We start from the raw sequence: 24,151 nt of genomic DNA on the forward strand, positions 1-24,151 counted from the left end.
CCGGCGTTACCCTTGGCGGACGATAGCGCCGATTGCATTGACGACAATGCGCGCGGCGGTCAGGGCCGAAAGGCCGTCGATATCGGCGGGGGGATAGAGCTCCACCAGATCGAAGCCCGCAATGTCAGCCCGCCGGCCTAGGCCGGCGATCAGGTCGATAACCTGCGTATAGGTGAGACCGCCGGGGGTCCGCGCCGCCACGCCCGGCATGATGCCGGGATCGATGCTGTCGCAATCCAGGGTGACGACGACCCGAGCTCCCTCCGGAATATGCCGAAGAGCGGCTTCGACCCCTTGGGCGTGGATCTCGCGGGCCGTGACAAAGCGGCTGCCATAGCGCAGTGCCGTCTCGACATCCGAAGGACGGGCGCTGCCGACGCTGCGCAGGCCGACCTGCACCATTCCGGCGACATGCGGCATCTCGCTTGCCCGCCGCATCGGGCTTGAATAACCGTAGCGCTCGCCATGCAACTCGTCGCGCCAGTCGATATGGGCATCGATCTGCAAGATCCAGACCGGCCCCTCATCCGCAAAGCCGGCGATGAAGGGGATCGTGACGGAACAATCGCCGCCAAGCAGGATCGGCACGGCCGTCAATGCCAGGATCTCGCGCGTCTTCGCCTCGATCCGGTCCCGGTTGCCGGCATTGTCGTGCATGACAGTCTCGATGTTTCCGGTGTCGACGCAGCAAGCGGGCTTGCCTGCGAACAGCGGGCCGCCGAGATCGAAATCCCAGTGTTCGACCAGCCCGGCATCGTCTTGGCTGGCAGCGCGGATCGCTCCGGCCGACAGGGCATAGCCGCTGCTGTCCTTGCCGGGATAGGTGCTGCCGTGACCGGCGCCGAAGATCACCACACGCGGCAGACGACCCTCGTCAAAGCGGTCCGGGAAGCCGAGAAAGGAAGAGGAAGCCGTCATCTTCATGGCCTTGGCGAAAAATCAATCGATCGGCTGCCGCCCGGAAAGCACGGCCTGGGCGATGGCGCTTGCGCTGGTGACATGATCCATCGCCGCCTGATAAGCGCCATCGCCGTCACCGCGCCTGATAGCATCGACGATACGCGCCATCTGCGCAGGCCCTTGGACATCGCGATTTTGCGTCTTGATCGTCATGGAGCGCAGGTGATTGATGCGCACGGTCAGAAGGTTGACGACGCCCCAGGCCACATGGCGATCGACCATACTGAACAGCGTCTGATAGAAGGACGATGTGTGAGCGAGCACGCCGGCCATGTCCTTCTCGCGGTAGCTATGTCTTATGTCCTCGAGCGACTTGTCCAGGGCATCGGCGATCGCGGGATTGTTCTGCTCGGCGCAAAGCCGTGCCGCCATCCCTTCGAGTGCCGCACGGATCTCGTAGATCTGCTTGGCTTCGTCATGATTGAGCTGGGCGACGATCGGTCCCTTGTTCGGAAGATTGGCGACGAGGCCTTCGGATTCGAGATGGCGCAGGACCTCGCGCACGATCGTGCGGCTGACGCCGAGCTGGGCACAAAGATCGCGTTCGACCAGTCGGTCGCCCGGGCGGAAATAGCCGTTGATGATCGCCTCTCGCACCTTGTCGAGAGCGAGCTCCCGCAGCGTCTTCGTCGGACGCTCCACGCGAATTGCGGCGCCCTGCGCATCATCATTCATTTCCGCACCCTCGATCTTCGGATACCATAATATGGCCTACCAAAATCATCTATTGTCGAAATGAAGTCAATGCAGCAGAGCGCCCGTCAGAGCAAGGCTTGTTCTTGAATGCCGAAATGCTCCTTCAACACCTTCCAGCCTTTCGGCGTCACGTCAACGGCACGTGACGAGGGCGATCGCCGTATACAGCCTTCCGCGAAGAGGAGGTTGGTCAAATGAACGCCAAGGGGTCCGGCAAGATGATGTTCTCTCTCCGTCCAATCGAGGCATTGCCGGGCAAGCCCGTAGCGCGTGGGTCTGATACTGGCCGTATTCATGCCCATGCGGTCGAACCACTCCGCACCAGCCGGGGTGAGTTCGAACCGCTTCTTTTCGGCCGCGACAAGGAACCCCTTCTCCAACAATCCATGGGTCACGGCGATCCCGACACGGCCGGCCAGATGATCATAACAGCAGCGCGCAAACCGAAGCTTCCGCGCATCCCGGGTCAGCGGCTTTCTTCGCACGGGCTCCGCCGGACCGATCGAGGCCAGGGTCTCGAGCGCCAGCGCGACATGGGAACCGGCGAGACGATAGTATCGGTGCCGCCCCTCGGTTTCCACGACCAATAGCCCGCCGGCCAACAATTTGCCCAGGTGGGAACTGGCCGTCTGTGCCGTCACGCCGGCCGCGTAGGCAAGCTCGCCGGCTGGCCGCGCCCGGCCATCAAGGAGCGCCGACAGCATGGCAACGCGCGCAGGATCGGCAATCAGAAAGGCAACGGCGGCTATGTTCGGCTGGGTCGTCATGTCTAGGTCTCTTCATATCAAGCTGCATCATAACACCGAAATAGTTCGCATGCTTCGACACGTATCGAAGCATTGGGGCAGATGGCCGTCTTAGACTGAACGCTCAAGTAATGGCCACGGAACCGACCCATGACGAAGACCATCCTCGCCTTTTTCACCGACACTCATCTCGGCCAGAAGTTGGTCGCCGAGAGCGAAATTGCCGGCGACAAGATGGGTTATGAGGAGACGCCGCAAGAGCACGAACATCACCTGCGCGTGGTTCTCGACGACATCGCCCGCAAGGGCATTTCCAAGGTCGTCTTCGGCGGCGATATCGGCACGGCACATTCGGTCGCGGGCTTTTTCGAACTCCTGCGCACTTATGCCTTCGATGTGTCGCTCATCCTCGGCAACCACGATGCATACGGCAATGTCGCGCCGTACTACGACATGGGCGGCAGTACCGTGGCAGGGAAGCTGTGCTACTCGCAGCAAGACCCACATCTGAAACGGATTTTCCTCGATACGTCCGACAACGCCGTCGGCGACGGCCAGAGCAAGTGGCTCGCCCGCGAACTCAAGGGTGTGAAGCGGGCCGCAATCTTTCTGCACCATCCGATCCTGCCGCTCGAGACGCCGATAGATCGAACCGGTGCAGCCCTGCGCGATCGGGATGAGGTCAGGTCGCTTCTGATCGGCATGGATTGCCGGATATCGCTGTTCTGCGGTCACTATCACATGATCGACGAAGCCCGAGAAGCAAACATCAGGCAATATGTCTCGCCAGCGGTCTCCTATCAGATCGTCAAGCAATCCGAACGTCTGAAGGCCGACACCGGGGCATTCGGCTATCGTATTCTGGAGATTGACGAAGAAGAGATCAAAACGCAGGTCGTCTTCTTTTCAAAGACCTAGCCGGCGCGGATGTCTTGGCTCGCCACTTCGCGGCAACAGGGGGAAAAAGCACTTTCACTTCAGGGCTATGACAAATATCGTATCGGAGCACTGCGGAATCGCCAGCTGATTTGAAGGATATGACAATGGGCGTGCTTCTCTCTCCGGAACTCACGGTTTGTGGCATTGAGGAGTTGCCCGATCAACGCGCGCGAAACGTCACCCACGTGCTTTCCCTTCTCGACCCAGGATATCCCGAGCTCGATGTCTTCCACTCCTATGACAGGCATCATCGCACGACGCTTCGTTTCCACGATATCATCGCGACGGCTCCAGGGCGGGTGATGCCCCAGGCGGAACATGTCGAAGCGATCCTGAAATTCGGCTCCGAGTTTCAGGCGCAACAAGATCTCGAGGCCTCGAGCCATCTGCTGGTGCATTGCCATATGGGCGTATCGCGCTCCACCGCCGCCATGCTGTCATTGATGGCTCAAGCCAACCCCGACGCATCCGGCGAGAGCCTGTTTGCTCGTCTGGTAGCCATCCGCCCGCAGGCCTGGCCGAACTCCCAGATGATCGGCTTTGCAGACGAACAGCTCGGCCGGAAGGGAGATTTGAACGTGGCACTTGCCCGTCATTATGGCCGGCAGATCAAGGGGCGGCCTGACTTTGTCGACTGGATGACGCATCTCGGACGTCAGGCAGAACTCAATATGGCGATCCCTGCGTAAGGATCGCTACTTCTGCCGGAAGCCGGCCGCCAACACGGCAGCCTGATTATACATCTTCTTCCGCCGTGACAGTTCTCTGACAGGAATCGATGTCACCTTGGCTGCAATCTGTAGAGGACAGAGACGGTCGGCTCATGAGCCGGCTAGCCATCGGGGAGGAGATATCATGAAAACCGCACTCGGTCGCGACTAGCGCCTGCCATCCGGCAATCGGTGCCGGCCACCATCAGCCAATCACATCCTATTCACCGGCCTTCGCCAGGAGAGCCGCGCCGTCTATACGCGTCCCTAGTCCGGGGATGCAGGCGGCAACCAAAACCATGCAGCAGTCAACGGGAGGGATTCAAATGTCACTGCTATTCAAGAAACTCAGCATCGCAGCCGCCATGGCGATTGGTATCAACGGCGCAGCCTTCGCGGCAAGCGAAGAGCTCATCGCAGCCGCAAAGAAGGAAGGCGTAATCGCCATCTATGCCGCGACCGATCTGTCGCAGGCTCAAGCCCTGCTCGACGCCTTCACCAAGAAGTATCCCGGCATTCGCGTCGACTACAACGATATCGGCACCAACGGCGTCTATAACCGCATCATTTCCGAAGCCGCGGCCAGCCAGGTTGGAGGCGATCTTGTCTGGACGTCGGCGATGGACCAGACCGTGAAGCTCGCAGCCGATGGCTATCTCGCTTCCTACGCCTCGACGGAAATCGGCGCGCTGCCCAGCTGGGCGGTCTACGACAAGACGGTCTATGCCACCACGCTCGAGCCGATCGGCATGATATACAACAAGCTTGCCCTGAAGGAGGACGAGGTTCCCCGCACCCGCGCGGCGCTGATCGAATTCCTCGGCAAGGCGGATGTCGCCGGCAAGGTCGCCACCTTCGACCCGGAAAAGTCCGGCGTCGGCTTCATGATCCAGACGAACGACTCAAAGCAGCGCAGCGACTATTGGGACCTGGTTTCGGCCTTCGGCACGGCCAAGGGCAAGACCTATTCCTCGACCGGCTCCATGCGCGAAACGGTGGTCTCCGGCGAGAACGTCATCGCCTTCAACCTGATCGGCTCCTATGCGCTCGATTGGGTGAAGAGCGCCTCCAATCTCGGCGTCGCCTTCGGCCAGGATTATACGCCAGCCTTCTCGCGCGTCGCCGCCGTCATCAAGAACGCACCGCACCCCAACGCCTCGCAGCTCTTCCTCGATTTCATGCTGTCCCAGGAAGGCCAGAACGCCATTGCCTCGAAGGGCATGCCGTCGCTGCGCACCGATGTCGACCAGGGCTACAACCTCAATACCATCAACGCGTTGGTCGGCGGCAACCTCAAGCCCATCGCGCTCGACGACTCGCGCCTGGAATTCATGGATCCCATGAAGCGCCTCGATTTCCTGAAGAAGTGGCGCGGATCGGTCAAGAGCTGACGCGGCGCCTAATCACCTGAGAGCATTCCCGCGGCCGAGCGGAAGCGGGAATGCTCGCAAACAGCAATCATCGAGAAGGAGGAGCGCCGATGTCGGCACCGTCGACGCCAGTATCGACCCTGTCTCACGCCGGGCGACCAGCGGCTCACGCGAGCCCAACATTCACCCCGATCCCGCAGCCGGCCAATGCCCCCGGCTTCAGGCGCATCGTCATCGGTCTGCTTGCCGTTGTCGTATTGGCGCCGATCGCGCTCATCATCTACCAGAGCCTGCTCGACGGACCATTCTTCGCACCGAAAAGCAAGCTCTCCATCGAGGCCTATCGCTATATCCTGACCGACGAAATGTTCTACGACGCGCTCTGGAATACGGTCATCATGGCGGTGGGCATGGTAGCGATCGCGGTGCCGCTCGGCGCCGCCCTCGCCTTCCTTCTCACCAGAACGGACGTCAAGTTCCGCAAGGCGCTCGAAGTCGTTGTCCTCGTGCCGATGTTCATCTCGGCCATCGTGCTTGCCTTCGGCTATACGGTCGCCGTCGGCCCGGCGGGCTTCCTCACCATGCTGTCGCGCGATCTCTTCGGGGCAGCACCTTGGAGCCTCTATTCGCTGACCGGGATCGTCATCGTTACCGGGCTTGCCCATGTGCCGCATGTCTATCTCTATGTCTCAGCCGCCATGCGCAACCTGCCGTCCGATCTGGAAGAGGCGGCACGGTCGATGGGCTCGCCGATCTGGCGGGTCTGCCTGGACGTGACATTGCCGATGGTCCTCCCGGCACTTGTCTTTGCGACTGCCCTCAACCTGCTGATCGGCTTCGAGATGTTCGGTGTCCCCTATGTGCTCGGCGACCCGAGCGGCATCATCGTGCTGACGACCTATGTCTACAAGCTCACGACGCTGTTCGGCGTGCCGACCTATCAGCTGATGGCCGTCGTCGTTGTCCTGCTCGTGCTGTTAACGCTGCCGCTCGTCTGGTATCAGCGCCGCCTGCTGCGCCACAGCCGCCGCTATGCCGCGCTCGGGGGCAAGGGGCCGCGAACGACCGTGATGCGTCTCGGACCGACGGGCCAGATCATCGCGCTCTCCTTCATCGGCTTCTGGCTATTCGTCTCGGTGCTGCTGCCGATCGGCGGCATTGTGCTTCGCGCCTTCGTCGATGCCTGGGGCCAGGGCGTCAATCCGCTGGCGCATCTGACCGTCGCGCATTTCGCCACGCTCCTGGAAGTACCGACGCTGTTTCGCGGCATCATCAACACGGTCATCCTTTCCGTCGTGGGTGGCGCGGCGGCGGTCGCGATCTATCTCCTGATCGGGCTTGCCGGGCACCGCCACAGGGGCCTCTCGAACACCGTGCTCGACTATATGGTGCTATTGCCCCGCGCCATGCCGAGCCTCATCATCGGCCTTGCCTTCTTCTGGCTGTTCCTGTTCGTGCCCTTCCTCATTCCGCTCAGAACGACGCTGATCAGCCTGTTCGCCGCCTATGTGATCGTCGGCCTTTCCTATGGCCTGCGCCTGCTGCAGGGTACGCTGATCCAGGTCAGCCCCGAGCTGGAAGAGGCCGCGCGCACCACGGGCGCGACCATCGGCCGGAGCTGGCGCGACATCGTCATCCCGATCATCCGGCCAGGCCTTGTCGGCGCCTGGGCGCTGATCATGATCGTGTTCCTGCGCGATTACGCCACCGGTATCTATCTGATGAGCGCCGGCACCGAGGTCATCGGCTCCCTCATGATGGCGCAACTCCAGTCCGGCGCCATGGATACGATCGCAGCCCTCGCCTTTGTCAGCATCCTTCTTACCGGCAGCGGCCTTGCCCTTGCCCTTCGTCTCGGAGCCAAGATCCATGACTGATCTCATCGTTCAAAACGTCCATAAATATCTCGGCGGCCTCCATATTCTCCAGGGCGCCTCCTTTACCGCCAATCGCGGCTCGATCGTCTCGCTGCTCGGAGCCTCAGGCAGCGGCAAGACGACCCTGCTGCGCTGCATTGCCGGTCTCGAACAACCCGAGGTCGGACAGATCAAGATCGCGGGATCGGTTGTTTTCGATGGCGACAAACGGCTGACCATGGCGCCGGAAAACCGCAATATCGGGCTGGTCTTCCAATCCTATGCGCTGTGGCCGCATCGTTCCGTCGCGGAAAATGTCGCCTATGGCCTGAAGCTCAGAGGCGTCAACAAGGCGGATGCCGAAAAGCGCGTTCTCGACACGCTCGGCAAGATAGGTCTCGGCCACCTCGCCGAGCGCTATCCGGATCAGTTATCCGGCGGTCAGCAGCAACGCGTCGCGATTTGCCGCGCCCTTGTCTATGAGCCGAAGATCCTGCTCATGGACGAGCCGCTGTCCAATCTGGATGCGAAACTGCGCGAAGAGGCCCGCTACTGGATCCGCAAGCTCGTTCTCGATCTCGGCATTTGCGGCGTTCTCGTCACCCATGACCAGGCCGAGGCGCTCGCAGCCTCCGACAATATCCTGCTGCTGCGCAACGGAAAGGTGGCGCAGGAAGGTCCGCCGCAGGATATTTATTCGAAGCCCTCCAGCTTCTACGTTGCCGATTTTCTCGGTGCGAACAACGTTGCCTCCGGGCGCATCAAACGCGATGGCGCTATCGCCAGCATCCATGGTAGCAACTGGCAGCTCGATGGCGTGATGATGGGGGATGGGGCGGAAAGCGAAGGCAAGGCCGTCATCCGCGTCGAGCAGGTGGCCGTTTTCGACCAGCCGGCACCAGGCCGCATCGAGATGCAGCTGGAGGCATGCTTGTTTCTCGGCGACCGCTGGGAGTACCGCCTGTCCTACGGCGAATTCAAGGCCAAGGCCTTCGGTCCGAAGCTGATGGCGGCGGGCACGGTTTGGGCCGAGATACCGCGCGAGAGCGTTTGGCTGTACCCGGAAGCGGCCTAAAGCAATAGGAGAGCGGTTCGGAGCTTGCATGAAGAACCGGACCGCGCCGGAAAGGGAGGAACTTTGCATCTGCAATTCATGAGGATCGGGCCAGGCGGGCGCCATGCGCATTCTGCTCGTTGAGGATACGCAGGATGTCGGCGAAGCCATCTGCCGGCGCTTCCAGGCGACCGGCCACACCGTCGATTGGCAGACGGATGGCGGCGTCGCGGCCGAGATCCTTGCCTTCACCGACTACGATCTCGTCATCCTCGACGTGATGCTGCCCGGTCTTAACGGCTTCGAAATCCTCAAAGGGCTGCGGCGCGCCCGGGTGACGACGCCGGTCCTGATGCTGACGGCACGCTCCGAGGTCGACGATCGCGTCGGTGCCCTCGATCTCGGCGCCGACGACTATCTCGTCAAACCCTTCGACTTTCGCGAGCTTGAAGCCCGCGCCCGGGTGCTGTTACGTAGGCGCAGTGGGGACGCCACCAACTTCGTCACCTGTGGCGACATCGTGCTCGATCGCACCAGCCGCTCGGTCAAAGTCGGCAAGCGTGAGGTGCAGCTGAAGCGCAGGGAGATGACGCTACTGGAAATCTTTGCTTCCCGGCCCGGGCGCGTCTTCAGCAAGCAGGAGCTGCTCGACCAGCTTTACGGCTTCGACGAAGCGGTCAGCGCCAACGCGATCGAGCTCTATGTCGGGCGACTGCGCAAGAAGCTGGAAGGGGCGAAGGCGCGCATCGTCACGCTTCACGGCATCGGCTATCAGCTGGTCTCCGATGACACTTGATCGCTCGCTTTTTGCCCGCCTGGCGGTCGTCATGTCGGTTCTTCTGACTGCCGGCGCCGGAATACTCATAACCGCGAGCTGGTATTCGGCACGCACCGCGGCCGATGATGCCTATGATCGGGTTCTGGTCGGTGCAGCATTGCAGATCGCCGATGGTCTGGCGGTTCAGGAAGGCGCGCTGATCATCGATCTGAGGGCTTCCGCATTCGAAATGCTGGGACTCGCCGACCGCGACCGCATCTTCTATCGCATCCTCGACCCCTCCGGCAAGACACTCACCGGTCATCGCGATCTGGAAACCGACGTCGATCTCGGCACGGTTCGCCGCGAGCCGGTCCTGAGTTCCGGCCTCTACAAGGGTGAAGCCGTGCGGATCGCGGTCGTCGGGCGAGCCCTCTCCGACCCGGCGGCCTCGGGCTGGGCGCATGTTATCCTCGCCCAGACCGTCGAAGCGCGCCGGGCGCTGACGCATGAACTGACGCTCGGCGCCGCAATCACCATCGTCATCATGTGTTTCCTGGCGCTGGTGGTGATGATCCTCTCCATCCGCCAGGCGCTGCGACCCGTCAACCAGCTGGGCGGAGCTCTTCGCCGTCGCGATCCGCAGGATCTCACGCCTCTTTCCGTATCCGTGCCGCGTGAGCTTCGCCCCTTCGTCGGCTCTATAAATCATTTCATGGGTCGCCTCAACGAACGCGTCGTGCTGCTGCAGCGTTTCATCGCGGATGCGGCTCACCAGATACGGACACCGCTGACGGCACTGACAGCGCAGCTCGACCTCTTGAACAACGACAAGCTGGACGAGGCGGACAGGCAGCATCTCGGACGCGTCCAGCAACGCGCCGACGAGCTGGCGAGATTGACCAACCAGCTCCTCAGCCATGCCATGGTCATCCACCGCGCCGAATCCGTGCAGCTCGAACCCGTCGATCTCAATGAAATCGCCAGGCGTGCCTTCCGCGTGGCCGTGCCGATCACGGTCGACCCCGATATCGTCGTCTCCTTCGAAGAGGCCGATGTCGAGCTTGTGGTTCTCGGCGATCCAGTCAGCCTGCGGGAGGCGATCGTCAACGTCATCGACAATGCGCTTCGCCATGGAACCCTTTCCAGGCTGGAGGTACGCGTGCGCGATGCAGGCCCACTTGCCAACGTCGAAGTCGAGGATGATGGTCCTGGCATTCCCTCCGAAGAGTGGCCGCATGTCACTCAGCGCTTTCAGACATCGAAAGCCGGCGAAGGAAGTGCGGGGCTTGGCTTTGCCATCGCCTCGGAAGTCGCGGCCGCGCATGGTGGTGCACTGCAGTTTCGCGCCAAGGACGAGGATGCGCATGGCTTCACCGTCATTCTTGCTCTTCCGCGCATTCATAGGGAGGGAAAATGAAACCGCGGCTCCTCTTCGCCTCCTGGCTGAGCTTTGCGGCCTTCGTCTTTACGCCGACCCTGGCAACAGCTGTCGAGGGCACGACAAAGCTCTTCCCAGCTGTTAATGGCGAGACGGCCCGCCTGTCGATCCATGGCGCTGCCGATCTCCAGGCCATGGAGCCGTTGATCCGGGATTTTCAGGAGATATCGCCGGATATTACGATCGACTATTCCGACTATGTCACGAATGAGCTGCATCGGAAGGCAAGCGCTGCCTGCGAGCAGAACACGTCGCTTGGCGACCTTTGGCTTTCCTCATCGCTCGATCAGCTGGTCAGCCTGGCCAATAATGGCTGTGCGTCGGCCTATAGTTCATCGGAAACCGCCCAGGTGCCTAAATGGGCCAATTGGCGCGACGAGGTCTTCGGCTTCACCTTCGAACCGGCGGTCTTCGTCTACAACGCGCGCTACGTACCATCGAGCGACGTACCGCGCACCCGCGCCGAGCTTGCCGATCTGCTGCGGCGCAGGCTCGACTATTACGAGGGGCGAGTGGGTACCTTCGACATCAGGACGTCAGGCGTCGGCTATCTCCTCGCCTTCAGCGATGCCCGTCAGGCGACCGCGACCTATGGCCGTCTTCTCGAAAGCATGAGCCGTGCCGATGTGAAGGTCAGCTGTTGCACCGGGACCATCCTGCAGGAGATCGCCAGCGGAAGGATCTATCTCGCCTACAACATGATCGGGTCCTACTCCTATGCCGCTGCTCAGGCCAATCCCGATCTGAGGGTTGTCATTCCGCGCGACTACGCGCTGATCCTGAGCCGTGGCGTGCTGATACCGAAAACAGCGCGGCGGCCGGACCTTGCCCGCCGCTTTCTCGATTATCTACTCTCCAAACGCGGCCAGGACCTGGCACGGCGTAAGGCCTTTTTCTTTGCCGAGAAAGGCAATATTCCCGAAGGGGTCGACGGGCCGTCGACCCTCGGTGAACTGAGCTTCGTTCAGCCGATCCGCATCGGCCCCGCATTGCTTGCCGCCCAGGACGAGGCGCAACGGCGTCGCTTCATAGATGATTGGAGCCACTCGATGCTGAGCAATCCCGGATCGCCACCACCCGGCACTGGAAAACCATAAGGAGCAGATCGACTTGCGCGACCGGGACCGGGCGAATGTCGCCCGGTCCCGTCGAGGCCATGCCGGGAGGCAACGGCCCTGGTGAGCCATACTATTTCACCGGGCTCACTTTCGATGCGAGCGCCGCGCCGGACTTCTGGACACTGTAATGGACAGCAACCCGTTCGCCGACCTTGAAAGATTCGACTTCGATATTTTCCGGCAAGTTTACCGTTGTTCCCGAGGACAGCGTGATCTGGTCCGCCTTCGCATCGATATTGGTGATGGTTCCGGTCTCATCACGGGCAAGCGCGATACCCGCCGCCAGGGTCGAGGTTGCAAGAACGCCGATCGCCAAATATCTCTTCAGCATAATTCACTCCTTTGATTTGCAAACGTGTTTGGGGCCTGATTGGCCATTGGCCGACACCGCCGGCCGCTTGGAAAGCTAAGCAGAGATCTTTCCCTGCACTTTGCCGGATTCTTACAAATTGGACATCGGCAGAGATTTTGGTCATCGTCTGGCAAAGTTTGCCCGAACAGCGCAATTTCAGGCAGGAAACCTCCGGCGATCCGCTGGCAAATGGAGCCGGGGAACGTCAAAAGGTTTTCCTGCCTGAAGCCGTTTGCCGCAGCGAAGATACGAGCGGCCTCCTTCGACGGTGTGCCTCACGAACTCCGTTCTAGAAACGATCCTGTTCGGCGTCCGACGCGGTTTCGGGCTCGTAAGTGGCCGTCATATACATGACGGTCAGTATGATTGCCCCCAGAAACAAGGCGCTCGTATAGATCGTTCCGAATCCCAGGCCGCCATATTCCAGCGGCTGGGAAAGAAGGTCTCCGAAAGACGCACCGAGCGGCCGCGTGAAGATATAAGCCAGCCAGAAAGCCAGAATAGCGTTCATACCGAAGTTGAAATGGCCGATCGCTATGACGGCAATGATGCCGAGGAAGATCAACCCGGTCATGACATATCCCAGGCCAAAGACTTCCGCGATCAGATCGCCGACCGCCGTGCCCAATGCGAAGGTGAAGAGGATCGCGAGCCAGTAGAACCCCTCGCGTCTTGCCGTGAAGATCGAGTGAATGGACAGCGTGCCTTCTTTCTTCCACCAGATGAAGAAGGTGAGCGCGAGCGCAATGGTGAAGCCGATGGTCGACACCTGAAGAGGTACCCCCAGATTGTCGGTCAGGTTATCGGTCAAAAGCGTTCCGACAACGCTGATCATCACGACGGCGGTCCAATAGGCCCATGGCACGTAGCGCCGCTGCAGAAACTGCAGGGTAAGCGCACCGATGAGCACCGCCGTCATGATCGCGGATGTGGCGACCAGCCCGAGGCCCATGTTGACGGCAAGATAGTCGGCGGCCGTTTCTCCCATCGTGACGGCGAGCAGCTTGATCAACCAGAAGTCTCCGGTGACCCGCGGAACCCGATTGAGGACATTGCTTCCTATGGCATATGACAGCGAGTTCATGACATACCCCCGTTTTACTTGCCCATCAGCGTCATTGCCTCTTGGAGAAAGGCATCGGCGCGCTTGTCGTCGTCTGCATTGCAGCGCTCGACGGCTTTCGCCTCCAGCGCATCGACCTTCGACTTGGCATCGGACGTCAATTTTGCGGATGCTTTCGCCGTGCGCATCTCCTTGAGCGCGTCCTCGCATGGGCGGGCGGCGGCGGCGTGGCTGGCAACGGGAAGTGCGACCAGACAGGAGAAAACGGCGGCGTTCAAGAGGCGGATCACGTTACGCTTGGTCATGGGAGGGGCTCCGATAGGCGGCCGGACTGCCGCTTGGGTTGGTCGTCGGCCGCATCGAACATGCAACCAACGCCTCCATGTTCTATGCGGCCGCCTTTACGCGGCCTTTGCCCGAACAATACCGTTTCGTAAGAAATGCCGACGCTGCCAACCGCTCATCCTTACGCATTTGTAAGAAGCCGTTCAGGTTGCAGACACCTTCTTGAGGCATCTAGGCAGTCGTGGTGAATTGACGGAGCCTGGATTGGCATGAAGATCCTAGTGGTGGAAGATGATCTAAAGACCGCCGAATACATCGCGCGCGGGCTCAGCGAAGCCGGCCATATCTGTGACGTCCTTAGAGACGGGACCGATGCGCTCTTTCAAGTCACCAGGGAGCAATATGACGTGCTGGTTGTCGACCGGATGATTCCGGGGCTTGATGGCCTTTCCCTGGTGAAGGCTGCAAGAGCGGCAAAGATCAAGACGCCGGCAATGTTCCTGACTTCGGTCAGCGGCGTCGACGACAGAGTCGAAGGGCTTGAAGCCGGCGGAGACGACTATCTGACCAAGCCATTTGCCTTCTCCGAGCTTCTGGCGCGCGTCAACGCCCTGGCGCGCCGGCCGCCGGTCCAGGATCGGAAGACGGTACTCAAGATCGCCGATCTCGAGCTCGATGTGGTGAAGCGCCAGGTACATAGGCGCGGAATTGCCATCGATCTGCAACCGCGGGAGTTCACCTTGCTGGAGGCGCTCATGCGGGGCGAAGGCCGCGTACTGACACGCACGATGCTTTTGGAAAGCGTATGGGATTTTCACTTCGATCCGAAGACGAGCGTGGTGGAGACCCATATCAGCCGGCTGCGAGCAAAGATCGACAAGCCGTTCGATGTTCCCCTCCTCCACACGGTCCGCAACACCGGCTATTGCCTACATGCACCGCGATAGGTTGTTGCGCAGCACGCCGTTCAGGCTGGCGATATCCTTCGGGCTCTTCTTCATCGTCGCCTTTCTCATCGCCGGCTTTGTCGCCTACGGCCTGATGACGCGTGAACTGGCGAGGTCGCTCGACGTATCCATCAAGGACACATATTCGGTCGTAGCCTCGACCTATTCCTCGAACGACCTGGAGGACCTCATCGCGGCGGTCGATACCTATTCGATCCTCAAGCGCCCGGAAGACCAGGTTTTCCTTTTGCTCGACGACAAGGGAGCAAGGCTCGCCGGAAATGTTCGTGCCGCGACTGTCAAACCCGGACTTTCGACCGTTCCCGCAGCGCTGTTCGGACTTGGTGACGACGATCCGGTACGTCTCGTCGCCGGCAATGTCGGCGGCAACAGCCTGATCGTCGGCCAGAGCTACCGTGAAACCGATCGGATCGAGCAGATTGCTTTGATGAGCTTCGCCTGGGCCTCGGTCATCATCGTCGGGGCAATCGTCCTGGGCGGAACCGTGCTTGCGACGCGCACCCAGCGCCGACTGGAAGCGATCGAGCGAACTCTGATCGACGTCTCCGCGGGGAATCTGGCACGGCGAATTCCGATCCGCGGCAATGGCGACGATATCGACGTCGTTTCCACGCATATGAACCAGGCCCTTGCCCGGCTTTCCGCGCTCGTCGAAGGCATGCGGCAGGTCAGCACGGATATAGCACACGATCTGAAGACACCCCTCAATCGGCTCGGATTGACCATCGAACGAGCGCTGCAGCGTCTGGAGCGGTCTGAAAATGTAGAAGACCTGCTTCTTGACGCCAGTGATGAGACGGCCAGGATCAACGCAACCTTCGAAGCCCTGCTACGCATCTCGCAGATCGAGGCAGGCGCCCGAAAGACACGTTTCAAATCGGTCGATCTCCAAGCCGTCATGACGGCGGTCGCTGAAATCTACGCTGATGTCGCCGAAGATAACGGGCAAAGCCTTTCATTGGAGCCATCGGCGGCGGGCTCCTACACGATAAATGGCGATCGGGAATTGCTCACGCAGCTCTTCGTCAATCTCATCGAAAACGCAATCACGCACTGCCCGGCCGGCACGATCATTACCCTATCGCTGATGCCTGAAGAACAACATTATCGCGCATGCGTAGCAGATAACGGCAGCGGCATTCCCGAGGAAGAACGTGAGCTGGTGTTCAGGCGCCTTTACCGCCTGGATAAAAGCCGCACAACGCCGGGCAATGGACTGGGACTCAGTCTCGTAAAGGCAATCGCCGATCTCCATGGTGCATCCGCCATGCTGGAAGACAACAAGCCGGGCTTGCGCGCCTGCCTGCACTTTCCGAGAGTAGCGCTCACGCAAGAGATACCAGAGGCGACACGAACTCCCAATGAACCCGATCGGGTTTGATTGTAACCCCGCGGCCCGCCGGCCGGCGCACTCAGTGCGCGGGAGCCGGCTCTGCTTCTGTTTCGGGCGCATCCTTCTTGTGATGATCGGCTGCGAGCAGCATATAGACAGCGGGCACGACGAAGAGCGTGAACAGCGTTCCAATGGCGAGACCGGCGGCAATCACCAGGCCCATGTTGAAGCGGGCGACAGCCCCTGCTCCGGTCGCCAGGATCAGCGGCGCGACGCCGAGAACCATGGCGCCCGTCGTCATCAGGATCGGCCGCAAGCGGATGGCGCAAGCGCCTTCGATCGCTTCGCGCTTGGTCTTTCCTTCGGCCTGCAGCGTGTTCGCCACCTCGACGATCAGAATGCCGTGCTTGCTGATCAGCCCCATCAGCGTCACCAATCCCACCTGCGTATAGATGTTCATCGACGCGCCGCCGATGCCGAGGCTGATGAAGGCGAGCGCGCCTGCGATCGACATCGGCACGGACACGAGGATGATGAACGGGTCTCGGAAGCTGTTGAACTGCGCCGAAAGCGCCAGGAACACGATGATCAGGGCGAGCGCGAAAGTGGTCGCCATGCCGCTCGATTCCTGCACGTATTGACGCGACTGCCCGCCGTAGTCGACTGAGTAGCCCTGCGGCAATGTCCGCGCTGCAATCGACTTCAGCGTATTCAGCGCATCGCCGACCGCCACGCCCGGTGCCGGCACGCCGGAGATGGTGGCCGAATTCAATTGCTGGAAGTGCGCAACCGAGCGTGGCGTCGCCTGGAGTTTCGCCGTCGCGATCGCCGAAAGCGGGATCTTGTTGCCGTTCACGTTTGCGATCGGATAGTTCATGATCTGGTCGATGGTCTGGCGCGACCGCTGCTCCACCTGCGGAATGACCTGATAGGAGCGGTTGTCGATACTGAAATAGTTGACATAGCCGCCGCCCAGCATGGAAGCGAGCGCCGAACCGACATTGTTCATGGACAGGCCGAGAGCCGAAGCCTTGCTGCGGTCGATCTGGATCGAATATTGCGGATTATCGACGTAAAGATCCTTCGTCAGGAAGATGAACTCGCCTGACTTCTGTGCTTCCTGCAGGAAGGCGGTGGAAACCTCGTTGAGCTGTTCGAAGCCGCTGGTGCTGCCGATGGCGAATTGCACGGGCAGACCGCTGGCGCCGGGCAGCGGTGGTATCTGGAAGACCACGGACTGTCCGCCGGCGATCTTTGCCAGATCTGCCTGCACCAGTGGCTGCAGCTGGTCCGCCGTTCTAGTGCGCTGGTCCCAGGGCTTCAGCACCATGCCCTCGAAGGACGTGCCCGGCACCTCGACCTGCAGGGTCTTGTCGGTTTCGGGGAAACTGCGGAAGATCTTGGTGACCTGGTTGGAATTGAGCAGCTTCTGTTGAAGCGTTGCATTGGGAGGGTTCGTCACCTGGGCGGCCAGGAAGCCCTGGTCTTCGTTGGGAGCCAGCTCGGTCTTGGCGCTGGTATAGAGGAAATAGATGCTGCCGAGCACGATCACGGCAAAGACCAACGCCACCGGCACGGTGTTCAGGCTGCCGTGCAGCATGCGCACATAGGGTCGATGGATTTCCGAAAAGCGGCGGTCGATGAAGTCGGAGATACGCTCTTCCCAGCCGCTGCGATCGGTCAGGTGCGGCTTCAGGATGCGCGAGCACATCATTGGCGTCAGCGTCAGCGCGATGATCATGGACACGGTAACGGCGCCGACCAGCGTGAAGGCGAACTCCGTGAACAATGCGCCCGTCAAGCCGCCCTGGAAACCGATCGGCACGTAAACGGCGATCAGCACCACCGTCATGGCCAGGATCGGCCCCACCAGTTCATGCGCCGCATCGAGCGCGGCCCGCATGGGCGTCGATCCCTCTTCGATGTGACGGTTGACGTTCTCCACCACGATGATGGCATCGTCGACGACGAGGCCGATCGCCAGAACCAGGGCAAGCAGCGTCAGAAGATTGATCGAGAAGCCGAAGATCAGCATCATCGCGAAAGTGCCGACCAGCGACAGAGGTATGGCGACGACGGGAATGGCGACCGATCGTGGCGAACCGAGAAAGGCGAAGACCACGAAAATGACGATCACGAGAGCCTCGACTAGGCTCTTTACGACCTCATCGATGGAGGTGGTAACGAAGGTGCTGGAATCATAGACGATGTAGCCTTCGAGCCCCTGCGGCAATTGCTCCTGAATACTCGGAAACACTGCGCGCACGCCGGCGATCACGTCGAGCAGGTTGGCCGTCGGGGCGATCTGGATACCCATGAATACGCCGTCCTGCCCATCGAAACCGATCTGGACGTCGGGATTCTGGGATCCGAGGGCAACGGTCGCGACATCCTTCAGCCGCACGATCGTGCTGCCGATCTGCTTGACCACCATTTCCTTGAATTCATCCGCAGAATGCAGGTCGGTCTGCGCCGTCAGCACCGTCTGCGTCATCTGGCCGCGCGTGGTGCCGATGCCGGAGATGTAGTTGTTGGCGCCAAGCGCGGTCCAGACATCGCCGGCCGACAGGCCATAGGCGGCAAGTTTATCCGGCTGCAGCCAGGCTCTCAAGGCAAAGGTTCGCGCGCCGAGGATTTCGGCCGTCTGAACGCCGTTGACCGCCTGCAATTTCGGCTGGACGACGCGCGTCAGATAATCGGTGATCTGGTTGCTGGCCAGAACGTCGCTTCGGAAGCCGATATACATGGCGTCGATCGACTGGCCGATGGAAACCGTCATGATCGGCTGCTGTGTGCCCGTAGGCAGCTGATTGAGAACGGAGGATACCTTGGCGTTGATTTCGGTCATCGCCGCATCGGCGCTATAGTTGAGCCGCAGGTTGACGGTAATGGTCGACGTGCCGCTAGTGCTCGTCGAGGTCATGTAATCGATGCCGTTGGCCTGCGCGATGGCGTTTTCAAGCGGTGTCGTGATGAAGCCAGCGATGACGTCGGGCGCCGCACCGGGATAGGTGGTCGTCACCGTGACGACGGCATTCTGGGTCTGCGGATACTGCCGCACGGTAAGCGAACGGAACGACTGGTAGCCGATCACGATGATCAGCGCGCTGACCACGAGAGCAAGAACGGGGCGCTTGATGAAGATATCGGTGATATTCATCGCCACACCTCAGTTGGGGTTTGCCGGGTTCGCATTAGGATCGTTCGACGGCTGCACCTCGTTGTTGATGATGACGGGCGAGCCGTTGTTGAGTTTCAGCTGGCCTGACGTGACCACCACTTCGCCCGCATTCAAGCCCTTGGTCACGGAGATCTGATCACCCCGCGCCTGCCCGGTGCTGACGAACTTCTGATTGGCGACGAGCTGCGGCTTTCCGTCCGCGCCATTGCCCTTGTCGGTCACCACATAGACGACATTGCCGTAAGGATTGATGGTGACGGCGGTCTGAGGCAGGGAGATATAATCCTTCGGCTCCCCGACCACCACCGTTATGTTGCCGAACATGCCGGGCAACAGCTTGCGGTCAGGGTTGGGGAAGGTTGCCCGAATGGTGATGTTGCGGCTCTGTGTATCGACGAGCGGGCTGATCGCCGTGATCTTGCCGTCGAAAGTCTGGTTGCCGTAGGCATCGACCGTCGCCGTTACCGTTTGGCCGACCTTCAGTTGCGACAGAGCCTGTTGCGGCATCGAAAAATCGAACTGGATCGGATCGAGCGATTGCAAGGTCACGACGGCGGTTCCCGCCGATAGATATTGACCGAGGCTGACCAGCCTGATGCCGAGATGGCCATCGAAGGGCGCGCGGATCGAATATTGATCGATCAACGCCTGCTGTGACGCGACCTGCGCCTGCGCCGCCTTCCACGTCGCCAGATCGCTATCGACCTGGCTTTGCGCGATGGTGTTCGCCTTGATCAACCTGGAATCGCGATCATAGGCGATCTGCGCATTCGCCATCGTCGCCTTGTATTGTTCCAGCGTCGCGATCTGCTGATCGGCAAGCAGCTGCACGATGAGATCGCCCTTCTTGACGTCCTGACCATCCTCGAAGCCGATCTTTTGGACGATACCCTGGACCTGCGCCGAAAGATTGGCGCCTTCGACGGCATTGAAGCTACCGATCGACTGCAGCGTCGTCTGCCACGGGCTCATTGCCGCGGTGATTGTCGAGACGGTCTGCGGTGGCGACTTGAGATTAGCCAGGTAGGCCGCAATCATGCGGTTCTTGAATGCCTGGAAGCCGAAGATCCCGCCAAGGATCAGGCCTATGACGATCAGCATGATGATCATGCGTTTTATCATGAGTGTCAGCTCTACTCTTCGGGAACAGGTCGGGAGAAATTCTATCGGTGTCGGCACAACGGGATTTCACGGCAATTCTATCAGAAACCCGCCCGCACCGAGGCAGTCGCAAGCACATGGCAGCCTGCGGCCAATCTTTGCGTGGAAAGCGACTTTTGTGGGGACTGGCAGGTTCGATCAGCCAAATTCCTTGGCCAAGGCGTTCATAACGCGATCGTGCACGTCGCCCGCTGAGGACGGCGGTGACCTTGCAATGATTCCAGCTGGCGGCGTTCCGTGCGGCCATACTCTGCAAACCTCACCAGTCAACCGCCATTGGCCTGCCTCTGCATTCGATCAAGGATAAGTTGTTATTATCCGATCCACAACAGCCGATTTCATATGCGAGAATGCATATTTAATGGAGTCTTGAATAAAAGCAATCATGGCCCGGCGCACGACAGCCATCCCAAATCACCATGGCATCGGCGACCTTGGGATGGGATGCGCGCCGGGCAAGCCGTTTCAGTCCTCAGCCGCGCCGAGCCGCTTCGATCGCGGCCACATCGATCTTCTTCATGGTCATCATCGCGTCGAAAGCCCGCTTTGCCGGATCACCGCCCTCACGCAGCGCTTCCATCAGAATACGCGGTGTGATCTGCCAGGATACGCCCCATCTGTCCTTGCACCAGCCGCATTCGCTTTCCTGGCCGCCATTGCCGACAATGGCGTTCCAATAGCGATCCGTCTCTTCCTGGTCTTCGGTGTAGATCTGAAACGAAAAGGCTTCATTGTGCTTGAACACCGGACCGCCATTCAAGCCGACGCAAGAAACACCCGCGACCGTAAACTCGACGACCAGCACGTCGCCCTGCTTACCTTCCGGGTAGTTTCCCGGCGCGCGGATGACGGCACCCATGGCGCTATCGGGAAAAGTCCCGACATAAAAATTGGCCGCGGCCTCCGCATCCTTGTCGTACCACAAGCAAATTGTGTTCTTCGCCATTACTCTGATCCTCCTGCTCTCCGTTTCCCAATTGCTGAAATAGGCGCGAGATCGCATTTCGCCACCCTCTTCGTCGCCATTTCGGCGTGCAATGACCGGCGTCTGCCCTTCGGACGCCGGTCAAACCGCATCGCGACTTCAAAATCGTCTTTTGCGCATGTCAATGCCGCGAAACCGCTACATGCCTTTGTACAACATGCTTGCCCCAGACATCGCCTGACGAGAGGCTTTTGGCGTAGAGAAATATGACTTTTTTTCTCTTGTTTTTGACCGAGTGACAAGGCTATATCGCGCGGGCGCTTTCGTCCGATCGCGCTGACAATAGCCACCGGGATATATTCGTGACCATATTGAAATCAGTTTTGACCGTTTCAGCTCTTTGCGCGGCGTTCGGATTTGCCACGGCGACAGCCTCCGCCGCCTCCACCAGCTATCCGTTGACCATCGACAATTGCGGCACCAAGGTCACATTCCAGAAGGCTCCGGAACGGGCGGTAGGGCTCGGACAGAACAGCGCCGAAATTCTTCTACTGCTTGGCCTCGAAAACAAAATGGTCGGCACCGCCTTCTGGCCCAACAAGGTTCTGCCGCAGCTTGCGGAAGCCAATTCCAAGGTCAAGCTGCTGACGGTCGAGTTCCCGACCTTTGAATCGATCCTCTCGGAAAATCCTGACTTCGTCACCGCCGCGCTGCCGACCCTTATGGGACCGAGCAGCAAGGTGGCAAAGCGCGAGGACTTCGAAAAGCTCAATATTCCCACCTATGTTTCCCCCAGTATCTGCCCGGCCCAAGGTGCCTCTCAAGACAAATATGGCAATGCCGCCCGTAGCCAGATCTGGAACATGAGCACGCTCTACCAGGAAATCGACGAACTCTCGCAGATTTTCGATGTCCGCGACAAGGGCCAGGCGCTGATCGGGGATTTCAAAAAGCGGGAAGAGGCACTGCGCGCAAATGCGCCGAAGGATGGCAAGAAGCTCTCCTATGTCTTCTGGTTCTCCAGCCCCTCGCCATCTGCGGATGCCTATGTCGGCGGAAAAAACAGCCCCTCGGGTTATATCGCCGACCTGCTTGGCGGCCGCAATGCCATTACCACCGAAGCGGAATGGCCGACGCTCGGCTGGGAGAGCATCATCGCCGCCAATCCGGACGTCATCGTCGTTGCCAGCCTCGATCGCAATCGCTGGGAGCTCGACAAGCCGGAAGCCAAGGTCAAGTTTCTCACCACCGATCCTGCCGTCAGCCAGCTAGCCGCGGTCAAGAACAAGGCGATCCTCGTCATGGACGGCCAGGCCATGAACCCGACCATCCGGACGATCTATGGCGCCGAGCAGGTCGCCCAGCAGCTTAAGGCGCTTGGTCTTCTGAAGTGACCGACACATATCGAACCCTGAGGCAGCTCGCCATCATCGGCCTGCTGCTTTTTGCCTCTCTCGCGGCGATCAGCCTGACGATCGGTGTCAGCGTCGGCATCGGCGACCTGCCGATTCCGCTTTCAACGACCTTCTACGCCATCACCAACAGGCTAGGATGGACGGGGATCGAACTTAACCGCATCCACGAAACGGTGATCTGGGACTATCGTCTCAGCCGGGCACTCGTGGCCGCTTTCTGCGGAGCGGGCCTGGCGCTCTCAGGCGCGATCATGCAGTCGCTCCTTCGCAACCCTCTTGCCGAACCCTATGTGCTCGGCATCTCGGCGGGCGCTTCGACCGGCGCGGTCGCTATCGTCATACTCAACATCGGTGCCGGAGCGATTTCCCTCTCGGCTGGTGCCTTTGCCGGCGCATTCGCGGCCTTCTTTTTCGTCGCTCTGCTTTCAAACGGCACGCGAGGCGGCGCCGACCGCACGATCCTTGCCGGTGTTGCCGCCTCCCAACTGTTCAACGCTGCGACATCTTATATCGTGACGACATCGGGAAACGCACAGCAGGCGCGGGATGTGATGTTCTGGCTGCTCGGCAGTTTCGGTGGCGTCCGCTGGCCGGAATTCGTGCTGGTTGCGACCATTGTCGGCTTCGGACTCGCGGTCTGTCTGCTCTATGCGCGCGTGCTGGATGCGTTCGCCTTTGGTGATGAGGCCGCCTCGTCTCTCGGCGTCAATGTCGGGCAGGCGCGGATCTGGCTCTTCGCGCTGACTGCGATGATGACTGCGACGATCGTCAGCATGGTCGGATCGATCGGCTTCGTCGGTCTCGTCGTGCCACATGCGGCCCGCTTCTTCGTCGGCCCGCTCCACATCCGGCTGCTGCCGGCCTGCGCCATTGTCGGAGCGATCTTCATGGTGCTGGCGGATATCGCCTCGCGCGCGCTCATCCCGCAGCAGGTTCTGCCGATCGGCGTGGTCACGGCGCTGGTGGGCGTTCCCTTCTTCTCCATTATTCTCTACCGGTTCCAGCGCGCATCATGAGCATCAAGGCCGACAACATCACCTGGAAAATCGGCACAAAGACCGTCCTCGATGGCGTCTCGTTCGAGGCACCCGCAGGCAAGATGCTCGGCCTGCTTGGACCGAACGGCTCCGGCAAGACCTCGCTCCTACGTCTGCTTGCCGGCTTGAAACGGCCGAATTCCGGTCGCATCACGCTCGAACAGAAGGATCTGCAGCGGATGTCCCGCCGTTCGATCGCAAGGCGCGTCGCCTTCGTCGAGCAGCACAGCACCACCAACGCCAATCTCAAGGTCATCGATGTCGTGAAGCTCGGCCGGTTTCCGCACCGATCGATGTTTTCCGGCTGGACGTCGGCAGATGACGAGGCGGTCGAAGATGCTCTCGCACGCGCCGGCATGAGAGAGAAACGCAAAGACCGATGGCAGAGCTTGTCGGGTGGCGAAAAGCAGCGTGCCCACATCGCGCGAGCCCTCGCACAGGCGCCGAAGGAACTGATCCTCGACGAGCCGACCAACCACCTCGATATCCAGCATCAGATCAGCCTGATGCGGCTAGTCGCCGGCCTGCCGGTCACCAGCATCATCGCTCTTCACGATCTCAATCACGCCGCCATGTTCTGCGATCAATTGATTGTCATGCAGCAAGGCAGGATAGTCGCCTCCGGCACCCCGGAAGGCGTATTGACCGAAGATCTGCTGAGAAACGTCTTTGCTGTCGAGGCAAGAGTCGAAACCTCTCCTCACCACTCCCGGCCGCATATCCACTATCTACGATGAGATAATCCGGAATCGGCCCCCTGATTGCCCTTGCCTCACCATGGAAC

The 24,151-nt window shown here is 60.3% G+C and carries 22 protein-coding genes; 13 read left to right on the plus strand and 9 right to left on the minus strand.

Features of this window, described 5'->3' with window-relative positions; translation table 11 throughout:
• Nucleotides 1–6: 6 nt before the first annotated feature.
• From PH562_RS27055 to PH562_RS27065, 3 genes are all read right to left on the minus strand, one after another.
• A complete protein-coding gene (locus PH562_RS27055; RefSeq protein ID WP_285176780.1) occupies nt 7–918 on the minus strand; it encodes an agmatinase in 912 nt (303 codons plus the stop codon).
• Nucleotides 919–939: 21 nt separating this feature from the next.
• The gene (locus PH562_RS27060; protein WP_095438506.1) at nt 940–1,635 is read right to left on the minus strand and encodes a GntR family transcriptional regulator; all 696 of its coding nucleotides are present in this window, start codon (nt 1,633–1,635) and stop codon (nt 940–942) included.
• An 86-nt stretch (nt 1,636–1,721) separates the two neighbouring features.
• The gene (locus PH562_RS27065) at nt 1,722–2,423 is read right to left on the minus strand and encodes an ArsR/SmtB family transcription factor (protein WP_113232215.1); all 702 of its coding nucleotides are present in this window, start codon (nt 2,421–2,423) and stop codon (nt 1,722–1,724) included.
• A gap of 129 nt (nt 2,424–2,552) precedes the next feature.
• Here PH562_RS27065 and PH562_RS27070 point away from each other — a divergent pair, with 129 nt between their 5' ends.
• The 8 genes from PH562_RS27070 to PH562_RS27105 all read left to right on the plus strand — a co-directional run bounded on the left by PH562_RS27070 (nt 2,553) and on the right by PH562_RS27105 (nt 11,626).
• Nucleotides 2,553–3,320, plus strand: a complete 768-nt coding sequence (locus PH562_RS27070; protein ID WP_285176782.1) for a metallophosphoesterase family protein — start codon at nt 2,553–2,555, stop codon at nt 3,318–3,320.
• Between the two features lie 125 nt (nt 3,321–3,445).
• The gene (locus PH562_RS27075) at nt 3,446–4,030 is read left to right on the plus strand and encodes a tyrosine phosphatase family protein (protein WP_285176783.1); all 585 of its coding nucleotides are present in this window, start codon (nt 3,446–3,448) and stop codon (nt 4,028–4,030) included.
• Between the two features lie 347 nt (nt 4,031–4,377).
• A complete protein-coding gene (locus PH562_RS27080; protein ID WP_285176784.1) occupies nt 4,378–5,442 on the plus strand; it encodes an ABC transporter substrate-binding protein in 1,065 nt (354 codons plus the stop codon).
• Nucleotides 5,443–5,531: 89 nt separating this feature from the next.
• Nucleotides 5,532–7,298, plus strand: coding sequence for an ABC transporter permease (locus tag PH562_RS27085; RefSeq protein ID WP_285176786.1), 1,767 nt, complete (start codon nt 5,532–5,534; stop codon nt 7,296–7,298).
• Nucleotides 7,291–8,352, plus strand: coding sequence for an ABC transporter ATP-binding protein (locus PH562_RS27090; RefSeq protein WP_285176788.1), 1,062 nt, complete (start codon nt 7,291–7,293; stop codon nt 8,350–8,352). The genes PH562_RS27085 and PH562_RS27090 overlap by 8 nt, the downstream gene beginning before the upstream one ends.
• Before the next feature lie 103 nt (nt 8,353–8,455).
• On the plus strand, nt 8,456–9,127 hold the full coding sequence (locus tag PH562_RS27095) for a response regulator transcription factor (RefSeq protein WP_285176789.1): 672 nt from the start codon (nt 8,456–8,458) through the stop codon (nt 9,125–9,127).
• Entirely contained in the window at nt 9,117–10,508 is a 1,392-nt protein-coding gene (locus PH562_RS27100) for a sensor histidine kinase (protein WP_285176790.1), read from the plus strand. Before PH562_RS27095 ends, PH562_RS27100 begins: the two co-directional genes overlap by 11 nt.
• A complete protein-coding gene (locus PH562_RS27105) occupies nt 10,505–11,626 on the plus strand; it encodes an ABC transporter substrate-binding protein (protein WP_113232223.1) in 1,122 nt (373 codons plus the stop codon). Before PH562_RS27100 ends, PH562_RS27105 begins: the two co-directional genes overlap by 4 nt.
• Before the next feature lie 91 nt (nt 11,627–11,717).
• Here the strand turns inward: PH562_RS27105 and PH562_RS27110 are convergent, their stop codons facing one another.
• From PH562_RS27110 to PH562_RS27120, 3 genes are all read right to left on the minus strand, one after another.
• Nucleotides 11,718–11,978, minus strand: coding sequence for a DUF1344 domain-containing protein (locus PH562_RS27110; RefSeq protein ID WP_285176791.1), 261 nt, complete (start codon nt 11,976–11,978; stop codon nt 11,718–11,720).
• Between the two features lie 310 nt (nt 11,979–12,288).
• Complete coding sequence (locus PH562_RS27115; protein WP_285176793.1) at nt 12,289–13,083, minus strand: COG4705 family protein; 795 nt, start codon at nt 13,081–13,083, stop codon at nt 12,289–12,291.
• A gap of 14 nt (nt 13,084–13,097) precedes the next feature.
• Nucleotides 13,098–13,367, minus strand: coding sequence for a hypothetical protein (locus tag PH562_RS27120; protein WP_285176795.1), 270 nt, complete (start codon nt 13,365–13,367; stop codon nt 13,098–13,100).
• 249 nt (nt 13,368–13,616) lie between these two features.
• Here PH562_RS27120 and PH562_RS27125 point away from each other — a divergent pair, with 249 nt between their 5' ends.
• Nucleotides 13,617–14,294 carry a winged helix-turn-helix domain-containing protein gene (locus tag PH562_RS27125; RefSeq protein ID WP_285176796.1) on the plus strand — a complete coding sequence of 226 codons (678 nt, stop codon included), beginning with the start codon at nt 13,617–13,619 and terminating at the stop codon, nt 14,292–14,294.
• Between the two features lie 4 nt (nt 14,295–14,298).
• Nucleotides 14,299–15,696: a HAMP domain-containing sensor histidine kinase gene (locus tag PH562_RS27130; RefSeq protein ID WP_350223788.1), complete on the plus strand. Its 1,398-nt coding sequence runs from the start codon at nt 14,299–14,301 to the stop codon at nt 15,694–15,696.
• A 31-nt stretch (nt 15,697–15,727) separates the two neighbouring features.
• On the opposite strand, the gene PH562_RS27135 is transcribed toward PH562_RS27130, so the two are convergent.
• The 3 genes from PH562_RS27135 to PH562_RS27145 all read right to left on the minus strand — a co-directional run bounded on the left by PH562_RS27135 (nt 15,728) and on the right by PH562_RS27145 (nt 20,936).
• Nucleotides 15,728–18,808, minus strand: a complete 3,081-nt coding sequence (locus tag PH562_RS27135) for an efflux RND transporter permease subunit (RefSeq protein ID WP_285176798.1) — start codon at nt 18,806–18,808, stop codon at nt 15,728–15,730.
• A gap of 9 nt (nt 18,809–18,817) precedes the next feature.
• The gene (locus tag PH562_RS27140) at nt 18,818–19,951 is read right to left on the minus strand and encodes an efflux RND transporter periplasmic adaptor subunit (protein WP_285176799.1); all 1,134 of its coding nucleotides are present in this window, start codon (nt 19,949–19,951) and stop codon (nt 18,818–18,820) included.
• 511 nt (nt 19,952–20,462) lie between these two features.
• On the minus strand, nt 20,463–20,936 hold the full coding sequence (locus PH562_RS27145; RefSeq protein WP_285176800.1) for a VOC family protein: 474 nt from the start codon (nt 20,934–20,936) through the stop codon (nt 20,463–20,465).
• Nucleotides 20,937–21,277: 341 nt separating this feature from the next.
• Between PH562_RS27145 and PH562_RS27150 the strand changes: the two genes are divergently transcribed.
• From PH562_RS27150 to PH562_RS27160, 3 genes are read left to right on the plus strand one after another with little or no spacing between them, the layout of a single operon-like run.
• The gene (locus tag PH562_RS27150) at nt 21,278–22,309 is read left to right on the plus strand and encodes an ABC transporter substrate-binding protein (protein ID WP_483315388.1); all 1,032 of its coding nucleotides are present in this window, start codon (nt 21,278–21,280) and stop codon (nt 22,307–22,309) included.
• The gene (locus tag PH562_RS27155) at nt 22,306–23,346 is read left to right on the plus strand and encodes a FecCD family ABC transporter permease (protein ID WP_285176801.1); all 1,041 of its coding nucleotides are present in this window, start codon (nt 22,306–22,308) and stop codon (nt 23,344–23,346) included. Before PH562_RS27150 ends, PH562_RS27155 begins: the two co-directional genes overlap by 4 nt.
• Nucleotides 23,343–24,104: an ABC transporter ATP-binding protein gene (locus PH562_RS27160; RefSeq protein ID WP_113232234.1), complete on the plus strand. Its 762-nt coding sequence runs from the start codon at nt 23,343–23,345 to the stop codon at nt 24,102–24,104. The genes PH562_RS27155 and PH562_RS27160 overlap by 4 nt, the downstream gene beginning before the upstream one ends.
• Nucleotides 24,105–24,151: the final 47 nt, after the last annotated feature.

The organism is Rhizobium centroccidentale (assembly GCF_030182565.1).
In the GTDB taxonomy this organism is placed as follows: Bacteria; Pseudomonadota; Alphaproteobacteria; order Rhizobiales; family Rhizobiaceae; genus Rhizobium.